A 12,743-nucleotide genomic window follows, 5' to 3' on the forward strand; every position below is an offset into this window, starting at 1 on the left:
TTAGTTTGTATTATTTTGCAATATCTCATCATAAACAGCCAGTCTTCTCTCCAACATTTCCTGAGGATTATAAAGTTCACGCAAACGCTTCAATGCTTGCGTCGCCAGCCTGACTTGCAATTTTTTATCCGCTTCCAAACGAATGACTGCTGCTGCAAAATCAGTTGCGCTATCAGCAATCAAACACTCTTCATTGTGACGTAGGTCAATTCCCTCAACTCCTTTTGTCGTAGTTACAAAAGAAGCCATAGAGGAAACCGCATCCAATATTTTCATCCTCATACCACTACCAATACGAATTGGCACCAGAACGATGCTCCCATTCAAGTATTCCCGCAAATCCTCCACATAACCCACTAACTCCATTTCCGGACATACTGCCTGAAGACTTTTCACGTAACGGCTCTTCCATGTCCCAATCACTTGAAAAACAAATTTAAAACCCTGAACACGCAAACAAGGGGCTACTTCATGACAAAACCAATCTACTGCATCCTGGTTCGGGTAATGATTTTCACTTCCAACAAATGTCAGACGAACAGAGGCTGGCTTCACAATTCTGTCATAAGCAGACTCTATCTGTACCACTGCCGGAGAAACATGAATATTGCATTCTTGTCCAACCAAGTCTGCCAACAATAAACGGTCAATATCCGTCAATGCAATTACATGCTTATATTGACGTAAAGCGGCTTTCTCCATATCCTTAGCAATGCCATAGAGCATCTTGTCTTCATCTGTTACATGAGTAAGGCATTCCATTTCATTTTCATTACGTATATACCTCAGTTCATGATGCACAAACACTGTTTGTACATCTTTAGGCAATAGATACCCCAATGTTATCAATGGATAGAACTCAACCTGAATAATATCAAATCCACGACGTGAGATGTCAGACACATACTCTACGTATGCCTTGGGAAAAGGTTTAAAACAAGAATTCTTCAACGTCATATTCTTATACGGACGCTCTTGCTGAAAAGAATACAGTTGCCGTTGCATCTTGCGGGAAATGGATTCAGACATCTTTTTTAACCAACGGTAATATCGGGGGCAACGAGTCTTAGGTTCTGCATCTTCTTCCCTAAAAAGATAGAAATCAACATTTGTCCATAAAGCCCTTAAACTTTCGACATCATTCATCTCCTTATTTTCCGGAGAAAGCAACAAAGACACAGACATTTTGTGCCGGATATATTCCACCATATTGAAAAAGGCCTGATTACCTCCAGCAGTCAACGGATAAGGCACACAAGGAAGTATAAAAAGAATTTTCTTCATTATCTCTTTCGATTTCTAAGTTTCAACTTACACATGCGGAATGCCACACTTAATGATACAGAAGGGCAAATATACCATAAACTACGACAAATACCCATAAGATCATGTAATTTATAACGATCTTGCAAACTATAATGCAATATCGTATGGGCATATTTCTTTATCGCATGCTGTAGTTTTCTATCTTGAAGTCTGTCCGAGTAAAAAACTGAAACCCATTTTATAAATTGCCTTGTAGCTGCTATCTTCTCTTCATCATAATTGAAGGAACAACTTATATTCTCGCCCATCACATTTCGCCAACAAACCGGCTTACCAGGCAAAGGAATCATTCCACCTGCATTTTCACCTATGCTTGTCCACGTTGCATCGTCTGAACACCACGCCAATGGAAACTTCACAAAACCGCCTATCCGTTCATATATATCACGAGTAAAAACATATTCACAAGCAGCCGAATAAATTCTTCCTTCCAATTTATCCAACAAAAACTGATAGCCCGAAACCGGATATTCCTGCAATGAAGGATTTTTATGTATTATCTTGCCATTTTCATCTATCACAGCAAGGGGAAAACGGAACATCCCATGCCTCGTACCATAGCATTCTAATGCTTTTATAATACGCTCTACCCCGTCCTGCGGCATCAAATCATCATCTGAAAAGAACCAAATAACCGGTTCTTTTGCAAGTGCTATACAACGGTCCCAATGCCCCGGCAAATCCACTCCACCCAGATTAGTATCAAAACGTCGATAGACAATATTCATTTTATCCGCATAATCAGAAACAATTTCCTTCAGATTCTGAGGACTTGCATCATCACCTATGTAAACAGTAAAACTTCGACAAGTCTGTACGACAATAGAATCCAATGTCTGCCGGAGGAAGCGGCACTTATATGCCGGTATAACAATTGCTATCTTTTCTTCCATAGAAATCATCCCTCTACAACATTCTTTTTTATCACTTCCAGATAACGTTTTCCATAATGTAAATCCGGTTCCAGATAGTTCCCTTCAGCCCACTCATTCCATGATTTTACAAATGCAAGCCGATGGTCTAAAGGCTTATTCTCAATGCGCTTTATCGCTTCTTTCAAATGTCGGGCAAAATAAGAAGGTTCAGCGTGATTCAAGACCAACGATTTACCACGGGAACGTGGAGAATGATCCCAGTTAGGAATAATGGTAGGTATAATATTCTCTTCATATTCTTCATCACCCACAAAGAAAGAACTGGCCTTCTTATACTCCACAACCTTAGGAATACGAAATATTTTATGTTTCCATTTCGCATATTTATAAGTCAGAGCAGCTTTCTTCTCAAAGTCAAACAAGCGTACAACATTAATAGCATCAAACCCCATTTTCATAAGTCTCTCTTTTTCTTCTTTCAAATGATAGGTTTGTCCTATGAAATAAACCCCCTTCAAGCCATTCTGCACAGCTAAAGTACGCCAGAGTTCAATGAACTCTTTCATCTCCGGATGATCCAAAGGATGATAAACCATAAACAACGGTTTCCCATCCACTGTAATATAACGATGGTCTTTAAAAGCAGGTAATACCTCGTGGAAATGAGCTATATAATCTTGTTCTCCCGGATAAAGCTGATTTATCAAAGTATCTTTGCTCTTTATGCCGTGATAAAAGCCCCTCCATGACTCATTAGCCCAAGCCAGACAAAAAGGAAAATCCGGTTCATCAGAAGACAATACTTCATTAAACGGGCGCTCTAAGAGTCTCTTTCCATTTCCAAACCAATAATGCCAGTAACAAAAGCCTTCGATACCATATTCTTTTGCCATGTCAGCTTGCGCCTTACGTGTTTCCGGCACTCGCAAATCATAATATCCCAAATCTGCCGGTACCTTAGGCTGATAATGTCCTGGAAACAATGGACGTGCCTTTCCTACATTAGTCCATTCCGTAAAACCTTTCATCCACCATCTGTCGTTTTCTGGTATTGGATGAAATTGAGGTAGATAAAAAGCTATAACCCTTGCTTTATTCATTATTGAGATTTAATTAAAGTTATAATGTTTGGAATTTATACCGTTTAGATTTGAAGAATGTCCTCACTAAACGGTAAATACATCTATAAACCTTTAGATGACAATACATCATACGGCGCTTAAATATATGCATAACATCCAATTGCGGCCACGACACATTATCAAACTCCTGCATTCTGGCTAATACATCATTGATAACATCATCTATCAAAGAAGATTGAGGAAGCATCATCAAATGGTCAATCAAATGAATTCCCCGTTCATGTACACAATAAGGAGCTTTATCCCATATTTCTTTTTCTCGCACAAATTTCACTTGTTCATAGACAGTTTGAAAGAGCAGATATTCCTTTTCGTAATTGTACAATTTACCTTGAGTAGTACTTCCTTCACGTTTCAAATAATGATATTTAGGACAGTCTTGCATAACGACTTTCTGCGTTTTATAAAATATCTGATAAGAAACTGCAATATCTTCAAAAACTCTATTTACCGGAAAATATATTCCAGCAAATAATTGACGCTTATACAACTTATCCCACATATAATTTCTTATACGCTTATCTTCTACCAATGTTCGGATAGCTTCTTCACGAGAAAAGCTGGAGAATTGCCCAGAAGAGTGCTTCACTCTGGTCTTTACGGCAGTTTCTATATAATGCGAGCAAATGGATATATCCGCCCCATTCGCTTTCAGTAAGTGATACAAGAATTCGTACATATCCGGCTCAATCCAGTCATCGCTATCCACGAAACCAAGGAATTCACCTTGAGCTACCGCCAAACCTCTATTCCTGGCTGCACTCTGACCTGCATTCGTCTGGTGGATAACCTTTATCCGTCCATCCCTTTGGGCAAATAAATCACAAAGCTCTCCCGAACCATCGGAAGAGCCGTCGTCAATCAATATTATTTCCAGATTCTTATAAGTCTGCCCGCAAATAGATTGCAGGCATTTCTCCAAGTAATTCTTTACATTATAGACCGGTACAATAATACTTATCAGAGGTAGTGTCTCAGTGTTCTCCATAAGCTATGACAATTACCACAACCGCAAAGTGGCCATCAACGGATAGCCCACCCGCCATCGCAATTTAAACTTACGCACCAGATTCCAGGGCTTGGTTCTGGTCTTACCCTGAAAATACCAGATGTAGTTGTTTACGGCATCCAGTACCCGTGAAGAGGACTCACCGTCCAGATGGGCTTCATGCTTGTGCACATAAGCACGCATCCGCTCCATCAGTTCTGCCGGACGGGAAATGGCCTTTTCAATAGCTCCTTCTACAGCATCCGTCTCAGTGACATTCAGCAAATGATCCCCTGGCATGGTGTTGCAATAAGTCACCACCGGTTTGTCCAACATCATCGCCTCAACAATCACAGACGAAGCATCGGACAACAACACATCTGCACTGTTTAGCAGCTTGGCATCAACAAGTCCACCCTCGTGGAAAGTAATATTGGGACAGGAAGCGGCCAGTTCCTTGTATTTCTTGAGGACTTCCATATCCGAAAATTTCGGATGGAACGAAATAACCCAATCCCAGTTCTTCTCGCGCACCAGTCTCTTGATGGTATCAAACAGATGAGGAGCAGAAGTTATATTTTTTGTAAACGTAGAAGAGTACAAAACTACCGGACGTGCATTATGAGGAGTATGTGCACGTTCCTTCACGAAAGTATCCGCCTTGCACCAGCCAGTTTCGTATACCTTAAAGAAGCCGTATTTCCTCTCAAGCTCCTTGAAAGGAAGAGTGCTCGTTTCTCCTTGTGTGCAATAGACATCGAACCATCCGCGAACAGAAAAATGGTCATCCTTTTCATCGCCACGCTTATTGATGGGGTAGCCATGAAAAAGGGAAACTTTCACTCCCGGGAAGAAATCATAAATATAGTTGCCCGGCGCAAACACGGCAATAGGCTGATAATCCATCACTTCCTGAACAGATTGAAGCCACCTCTCATCTTGATCCAACAGAACCGGGCAGTCTGGTTCAACAAACCATGCGACCTCATCCCCTCTACGCCTGATTTCGTCCTGAAGCGGGCGAAGTATAGGATAGGAATAGGCTACCGAAACGAAAAATAAATAATGCTTCTTCATACACTCAAAATATCACGGCAACGACACAATCGTCACCTCAAATTACCAATAGAACAATAAAATCCAGCCCTTAGTTTGTAACAGTTTTGCTTTCTTTGCTTTAAACGTCTGCAAAGTAAATACAAGAATTCTGCATATACTGCATCAATCCAGAAAAAAAAATGACTTTTATCAACTTTTCTCCAAAAGTTGCTGTTTATGAAGCTTTTTCTTCTCTAAAATATCTATCTTTGCACCCCAATATTTTAAAAATACTATTTTATGAGAAGAAATCTTTTTCATTGCTCCAACAGCCAACAAGGGGCAACAGATAAAGTGACTCTTTTGTTCGGAATCACCATTTTTTTCAAATTCCTGCTATTCGATTTCATCTGGAGCATACCCACCACATTCGCTTCATTCTCTACCATCGAATTTTATGCGACCAAAATAATAGCCACCCTCGTACTTCTCGTCCCCTATAAGTTCTTCCGGCTCTGGAAAACAGAGATAGTCATCATGCTTTTGCTGGATATACTACTGATTGTCAACCTGATGTATTTCCGCACCTACTATACTGCCATCCCACTTAACAGCTATGGACTTTCTGGAAACCTCGCCGATTTCACCGGAAGCGTTTACGACTCCTTCCGCTGGTACGACATCTTCTTCCCTCTATCTACCATTGCCAGTATCCCCCTTTATTGGCATTACAAAAGAAATACCGCCGGAAGAACATCATACAAGTATTACGGAGGAGCTTTGGGAATCGGTATTCTGCTGTTTACCATCACCACCCTGGCCAAAGGAGGATTCAAGGAAGCATACAACACCGTCCGCCAGAAAGCCTATCTGTGTGCAAGCACCACTTCCATGTATACCGTCTTCGGAAGCCTATGCTATGACCTCATCAACCAGAAGCAGGAGGCCACCCCACAGATACAGCAAGAGATAAAGGAGTGGCTGAGCCAGAAACCCGGACATCACCCTTTGGCCGGACGTATCGGAATCCGCAACAACTGCATCGTCATCCTGGCAGAATCTTTGGAAAGCTGGGTACTCGAAAGGGAAGTGGAAAGGCAAGAGATTACTCCATATCTCAACAAACTGCTGCAAGACTCCACCACCTTATACGCTCCCCACGTACTGACGCAAGTGAAAGGAGGACGTTCCATTGATGCACAGCTGTTGCTTTGCGCCGGTATGCTGCCTATCAACAGCGGCACATACAGCAGCCAATATCCTGACCACACCTACGGAACCCTGCAAAAAGCCATGCATCAGCAGAAGAACTCGCGCAACTACCTCCTGACCATTGATAAAGTATCGACCTGGAACCAAGGCGTCATAGCCTACAGTTTCGGGACCGACACCATCATTGCTTATCATGACTTTGAACTGACAGAGGCCTTTGGCACGCACAAACGTACCGGAGACGGCTCCTTCCTGGCGCAATGCAGCCAAAAAATAGAGAAGGGGGAAATCTGGAAGAAGGGGGAGAATGTTTACATGCAGCTGGTGACCTACTCCGGCCATGCTCCCTTCAAATTGCCTGAAGAATTGAAAGAGATTCATTTCTCTCCGGCCATTCCACAGAAAATGAATGACTATATGACCACTGCACGCTATACGGACAAGGCGATAGGAAAATTCGTGGAGTACTTGAAAACACTCCCACAATACGACGAGACCCTTATCGTCATCACCGGTGACCACGAAGGACTGGCTACCTACCGTGAAGAATTGTGTAACGCCCCCGGTGGCAAGGGTATCGTATCCGACAAGACATTCACCCCTTTCATCATAGTAAACTCTCCGGTAGGCATGCGTTATGATAAAGTGATGGGACAAATCGATATGTACCCCACCCTGCTGAACCTGCTCCAACTGGATGATTACTACTGGAGCGGATTGGGCCAAAGCATCCTCGACCCATGCAAGAAAGGATTCGCCATCAGCCCCCAAATGGAGGTGGTAGGTGAAGAGCCCACCCCGGCAGAAGCCGAGTTCGCTAAAAAAGCATACGATATTTCCGACCAGATGATACATTTTGATTATCTTTGCTCAAAAGCGAAGATAGGCGGCACCTCAAAATAAAAAATGAACAAGTTCATTTTGTTCTGCTTTCGGTTTGCACTATCTTTGCACCGTTCAAAAGAAGTAAAATGTAAATAAAAGCAATGAAGGTACATATTCATCCGCACTATGCCGCCTACGAGAGTTATATCCGAGCCATCCCATCGGAAGAATATGAACGGGAAGAGGTTTATTGTAACCGAAGGAACACAGTCGAAAGAGTGCGGTTCGGAGACAAGGACTTCGTAATCAAGAAATACAAAAGACCTGCCCTCATAAACTGCCTCATTTACACTTGGTTCCGCAAAAGCAAAGCGCAGCGCGCCTTTGAATATGCAGAACTTTTTCTGCAACGGGGAATAGAGACCGCCCCTCCGGTAGCTTATATAGAAATCAAAAAGAATGGTTTCTTCCACACCGGATACTTTATTTCCGAATACCTCCCCTACCCGCTTGTTACGGATATGTTCGGTACGGAAATGGAGGAAGAAGAGAAAAAACGGCTAAGACATGACCTCGTAGACTTCACTCTCCAATTACATCTGAACAAGGTCTTGCCACTGGACTATAATCCCAAGAATATATTTTACCGGAAGACAAACGGCAAATATCACTTCGCCCTCATTGACATCAACCGCCTGAAGCTCGGTAAAGTACCCGGTATCAGAATGTCCATGAATGCCTTCAGCCAACTGGGTATTCCCGCCGATGACTTCATGAAAATAATACCTCTATATGCCGAGCAAAGAGGATTCGATATTGAAGAATGCATATTCTTCACTCTCTTCAGCAGACTGAAATGGAGAAAGCAAAGACAATTTAAAAATTTCGTCAAAAGCAAGCTTCATTTCTGAAATGTCGTATCTTTGTACCAACGAGATTAGAAAATTATGCAAGATTATATCACCCAGTCCATCCAAGAAGGTATCAGGCTCAAAGAAAATATCCTGAACAACCGGCAAATGCTTGCCGACATCGAAACTGTCGGCAATCTGATAGTACAAGCCCTTCGACAAGGGCACAAAGTCTTGCTTTGCGGTAACGGCGGCAGTGCAGCCGATGCCCAGCATATCGCCGCCGAACTCGTCGGACGTTTCGTGACCGAACGGGAAGGCCTGCCCGCCATCGCCATGACAACCGACACTTCCATCCTGACCGCAGTCAGCAATGATTATGGCTTCGACCGCGTCTTCGAACGGCAGACAGCAGCCTTGGGAACGAAAGGTGATATTCTGATAGGCCTTTCTACCAGCGGCAACTCTCCCAACGTAGAGCATGCCTTGCAGAAGGCACAATCTATGGGCATCACCACCATAGGGCTCCTGGGAAGGGATGGAGGAAGGTGCAAGGAACTTTGCAATTACCCGTTGATTATACAGCACGCCGAATCTGCCAGGATTCAAGAAGTGCACATTACCATCGGACATATCTTGTGCGGCATCGTTGACAATAAACTGTTCTCCCATGAATAAAGCGATTTTCCTTGATCGGGACGGTACCATCAATGTTGATTTCGGCTACGTTTACAAGACCCAAGAGCTTGAATTATTGCCCGGTGTAGCCGAAGCACTCCGCATTTTTCAGGAATTGGGTTATCTGCTGATTGTCATCACGAACCAATCCGGTATTGGACGTGGCTACTTTACACTGGAGGACGCCGAACAGTTCAACCGGGCACTCGCCCAAGAGCTGGAAAAACATGGAGTTATACTGAACGATTTCTATACTTGCCCTCACGCTCCGGAAGAACATTGCGAATGCCGTAAGCCTTCTCCTTTCATGGTGACGGAAGCGATGAAGAAGTATGACATCGACCCGTCCCAATCCTATATGTTCGGAGACAAGAAGTCGGATACGGAATGCGGCGAACGAAGCGGTGTCAAGTCTTTCCGGGTCACAGAGGAACATCCGCTTATATACTGGGCAAACCAATTAAAAAACAACCTATTATGAACGCAGAATTAAACAGTATAAAGGGAAAGAAGGTGCTTGTCATCGGAGACGTGATGCTGGATACTTACCACATAGGGGACGTGAAAAGGATTTCTCCCGAAGCCCCCGTACCAGTGGTCCGTGTCACCCGTACCTACAATGTATTGGGAGGAGCGGCCAATGTTGCAAGAAATCTGTTGGGACTGGGTTGCTCGCCGTATGTCGTCAGCCTGCTTGGCAACGACCACAACGGAAACACAATGCAGGAGATGTTCGCTGATTTGGGTATCAGAAACGAACTGTTTCATACAGAACACCCAACCATCACCAAAACCCGCGTAATAGGCAACAGCCAGCAAGTAGTACGGCTGGACTTTGAAACAGAAAATGAATGCCTGAACGAAGAGACTGAGCAGAAACTGCTGGATGCCGTGAAGCGTGCACTCCCCGAAGTGGACATTGTCGTGATTTCGGATTATGGCAAGGGAGTATGCAATGATACAGTATGCCAGCAGGTTATATCCGCCTCTGCCGGGCAAGGGAAGAAGGTCATTATAGACCCCAAAGGGACAAATTGGGAGAAATACCGTTCCGCAACCATCATCACCCCCAACCTGAAAGAGCTTTCGGCTGTTTCGGGAGTGGATGTGAGAAATGAGGATAAAGAAATCCATAGCGCAGCAGACCGGATACTGAAGGAGTATAACCTTACTTCTCTATTAGTGACACGTTCCGAAAAAGGCATGTCATACATAGCTCCCGATGCCTCGCAGGACATTCCTACCGAAGCGAGGGAAGTATATGACGTTTCAGGTGCAGGCGATACTGTCGTGGCAACTTTAGCAGCTGCGCTGGCAGCCGGTATCCCTATTGCAGATGCCATTTATCTTGCCAATAAAGCGGCCGGCATTGTAGTCGGGAAAATAGGCACCAGCCCCATTCTGTTCAAAGAGTTGCAGGACGAGCTACAAATCGGGAAACCGGCCAGCAAACTTATTCCTATTCCCCAACTTGCAGATACTATAAAACAACTGCGTGCGCAGGAGCGCAAAATCATATTCACAAACGGCTGCTTCGACATTCTGCACAAAGGACACGTGTGCTATCTGGAAAAGGCCAAAAGACTGGGGGACGTACTTATCGTAGGATTGAATTCGGACAGCTCAGTAAAACGTTTGAAAGGGGAATCGCGCCCCATCAATGATGAAAGCGCCCGCTCCACAGTCCTGGCAGCCTTGGAAGCAGTGGACTACGTAGTGATTTTTACGGAAGACACCCCGCTGAACCTCATCAGGACAGTAGCGCCGGACGTGTTGGTAAAAGGTGGCGACTATGCCATAGAAAACATTGTAGGCAGGGAGTACGCCCAAGAAACAGTAACTATCCCCTTCGTAGACGGTTATTCCACTACAAAGACGATAGGCGCCATCAACCAAGAGAAGCAATAATCTTTTCAGCGACTTGTTGGGGGGTAATATCCACCATACACTTCTGATAAACAGCTAGCCTGCATTTACCCCGTCCGTCTTTGGTGCACGGACGGCAAGGCAGGGCTGTTTCGAGTATTTCCACCGTAGGTCCCGTAGGGAAACCGAAGGCCGTAGGTCCCATCAAGGCAAAAGCAGGAACACGGAACAAATCAGCGGCATGCATAAAACCCGTATCAGCGCTGATTACCAGATTGGAACGCAACACTATGTAAGAAGATTCCATCAATGAGGTTTGTCCCGCAAGGTTAACTACCCGTTCCGGTGCAGCACTTCTGATTTCCTCACAGAAAGTATCCTTCGGACCAGCCAGAATAACAAATTTATACTCAGGAAGAAGGGCAACCAATTCTTTCCAATAGGAAACGGGCCAGCGTTTCATTTCCCAGTTGGCAGACGGCACCAGCGTAATCATATCTTTGGTTACAAAGTTCTCATACTTGCTACGTATTTCATCCGGGAAATGCCAGTCGTGATAGTTGTCCGGAAAATGCGTAATTCCCCATTTCTTCAATGGTTTCTGAAAAGACACCATCCCCCTGAAAGGCTTGTCGAAATGATTGATTCCCAGTTTAAACAACAAAAAGCGTTTGCCTCTCTCTTTGCTCCGCAAAGCAACGTAAGGTTTCACAAAAGGCAATGGAGATACTATCAGCTTCAATATGTTGGAACGGATATTACTATGAGCGTCATAAATGTAGTCGAAATGCTCTTTTCTCAAATCAGCCGCCATTTTCAACAACCCGGCAAGTCCGGTCTCCTTGTCAAACGCCCAGATTTTATCAATCCTGCCATCCATCGACAAGGTCCCCACCATATCTTTCCGGGTAATCCAATGAATTTCCACATCTGCAAACCGTTCACGTATTCCACCGATAATTCCCATACACTGGATAATATCCCCTATCGAACTGAAACGGATAATTAAGAATTTGGTCATAACAAATTTATTAGAATTGCTGATTCGGCACAAAAGTAATAACTTAATTCAAGTTTCGCAAATAGCGATATAGGCTAATCATACAATATAGAACATCAGCCTACACAAAACACAAACATAAAAATTCAATCCAAGTCCAAACTATTGTCTACAAGAAATCTAGAGGTATTATATATCACTCATAAAACAGTATATTTCACACCAATATTGTTTTTGCATATTATAAAATATAAATGTTTTCAAGTAATTATAATCAAAAACTCCATTTATATCCGTATCTTTGTACTTATTTTCTCAATTAGCAAAAGATGACAGCTATAAAATCTCAAAACAGATTATTTTCAATCGTTATACCTACATGGAATAACCTTGCTTTCCTAAAACTATGCATACAAAGTATCCAAAGAAACTCTTACTACAATCACCAAATCATTGTACACGTAAACGATGGAAGTGACGGAACCTTAGAGTGGATAAAAAAAGCAGGTATTGATTACACACATTCTGAGCAGAATATCGGAGTATGTTTTGCTATGAATATGATGCGCACTAAAGTCAAAACTGATTATATTCTATTTTTGAATGATGATATGTATGTACTCCCTTTTTGGGACAAGGTTCTCTATGACGAAATAGAAAAACTGTCTGACAATTATTTCTTTCTTTCAGCTACATCAATACAACCACATACACAAAGCGCATCAACCATCTTAGCCAATTATGGAGACAGTATCGAAACTTTTCAAGAAGATAAATTACTGAAAGAATACATGAACTACAAAATAAACGACTGGATGGGAGCTACCATTCCTCCCAATATCGTACACCGGGACATTTGGGATTTAGTAGGCGGTTATAGTATACCTTAATTCCGCAACACTATTATAAAATATTTTTTTTAAGTACCTGAGCAACAAAAAG

Annotated in this window: 12 protein-coding genes; 6 read left to right on the forward strand and 6 right to left on the reverse strand. The window is 43.1% G+C overall.

Annotated elements, in window-relative coordinates:
* From DXD65_RS13490 to DXD65_RS13510, 5 genes are read right to left on the reverse strand one after another with little or no spacing between them, the layout of a single operon-like run.
* Entirely contained in the window at positions 1 to 1,284 is a 1,284-nt protein-coding gene (locus tag DXD65_RS13490) for a glycosyltransferase (RefSeq protein WP_057281893.1), read from the reverse strand.
* The gene (locus DXD65_RS13495) at positions 1,284 to 2,228 is read right to left on the reverse strand and encodes a glycosyltransferase family 2 protein (RefSeq protein ID WP_050756848.1); all 945 of its coding nucleotides are present in this window, start codon (positions 2,226 to 2,228) and stop codon (positions 1,284 to 1,286) included. The genes DXD65_RS13490 and DXD65_RS13495 overlap by 1 nt, the downstream gene beginning before the upstream one ends.
* Positions 2,225 to 3,301, reverse strand: coding sequence for a glycoside hydrolase family 99-like domain-containing protein (locus tag DXD65_RS13500; protein ID WP_009037394.1), 1,077 nt, complete (start codon positions 3,299 to 3,301; stop codon positions 2,225 to 2,227). The genes DXD65_RS13495 and DXD65_RS13500 overlap by 4 nt, the downstream gene beginning before the upstream one ends.
* A 19-nt stretch (positions 3,302 to 3,320) precedes the next feature.
* Entirely contained in the window at positions 3,321 to 4,331 is a 1,011-nt protein-coding gene (locus tag DXD65_RS13505) for a glycosyltransferase family 2 protein (protein ID WP_117887723.1), read from the reverse strand.
* Positions 4,332 to 4,343: 12 nt separating this feature from the next.
* Positions 4,344 to 5,408, reverse strand: coding sequence for a CDP-glycerol glycerophosphotransferase family protein (locus tag DXD65_RS13510; RefSeq protein ID WP_117887724.1), 1,065 nt, complete (start codon positions 5,406 to 5,408; stop codon positions 4,344 to 4,346).
* A gap of 261 nt (positions 5,409 to 5,669) precedes the next feature.
* On the opposite strand from DXD65_RS13510, the gene DXD65_RS13515 reads away from it, so the two are divergent.
* From DXD65_RS13515 to hldE, 5 genes are all read left to right on the forward strand, one after another.
* The gene (locus DXD65_RS13515) at positions 5,670 to 7,484 is read left to right on the forward strand and encodes an LTA synthase family protein (RefSeq protein WP_117887725.1); all 1,815 of its coding nucleotides are present in this window, start codon (positions 5,670 to 5,672) and stop codon (positions 7,482 to 7,484) included.
* An 83-nt stretch (positions 7,485 to 7,567) separates the two neighbouring features.
* The gene (locus tag DXD65_RS13520) at positions 7,568 to 8,317 is read left to right on the forward strand and encodes a lipopolysaccharide kinase InaA family protein (RefSeq protein ID WP_005825949.1); all 750 of its coding nucleotides are present in this window, start codon (positions 7,568 to 7,570) and stop codon (positions 8,315 to 8,317) included.
* A gap of 36 nt (positions 8,318 to 8,353) precedes the next feature.
* Positions 8,354 to 8,935, forward strand: coding sequence for a D-sedoheptulose 7-phosphate isomerase (gene gmhA, locus DXD65_RS13525; RefSeq protein WP_008662056.1), 582 nt, complete (start codon positions 8,354 to 8,356; stop codon positions 8,933 to 8,935).
* Positions 8,928 to 9,416 (forward strand): D-glycero-alpha-D-manno-heptose-1,7-bisphosphate 7-phosphatase, encoded by a 489-nt coding sequence (locus DXD65_RS13530; protein ID WP_008662057.1) that lies wholly within the window; start codon positions 8,928 to 8,930, stop codon positions 9,414 to 9,416. Before gmhA ends, DXD65_RS13530 begins: the two co-directional genes overlap by 8 nt.
* On the forward strand, positions 9,413 to 10,843 hold the full coding sequence (gene hldE, locus DXD65_RS13535) for a bifunctional D-glycero-beta-D-manno-heptose-7-phosphate kinase/D-glycero-beta-D-manno-heptose 1-phosphate adenylyltransferase HldE (protein ID WP_008662058.1): 1,431 nt from the start codon (positions 9,413 to 9,415) through the stop codon (positions 10,841 to 10,843). The genes DXD65_RS13530 and hldE overlap by 4 nt, the downstream gene beginning before the upstream one ends.
* Here hldE and DXD65_RS13540 read toward each other — a convergent pair.
* Complete coding sequence (locus DXD65_RS13540) at positions 10,824 to 11,822, reverse strand: glycosyltransferase family 9 protein (protein WP_008662059.1); 999 nt, start codon at positions 11,820 to 11,822, stop codon at positions 10,824 to 10,826. The genes hldE and DXD65_RS13540 overlap by 20 nt on opposite strands.
* A gap of 308 nt (positions 11,823 to 12,130) precedes the next feature.
* On the opposite strand from DXD65_RS13540, the gene DXD65_RS13545 reads away from it, so the two are divergent.
* On the forward strand, positions 12,131 to 12,691 hold the full coding sequence (locus DXD65_RS13545) for a glycosyltransferase family 2 protein (RefSeq protein ID WP_233556140.1): 561 nt from the start codon (positions 12,131 to 12,133) through the stop codon (positions 12,689 to 12,691).
* The last annotated feature ends 52 nt before the right edge of the window (positions 12,692 to 12,743 follow it).

Source organism: Bacteroides sp. 4_1_36, assembly GCF_003466325.1.
Lineage (GTDB): Bacteria > Bacteroidota > Bacteroidia > Bacteroidales > Bacteroidaceae > Bacteroides > Bacteroides uniformis.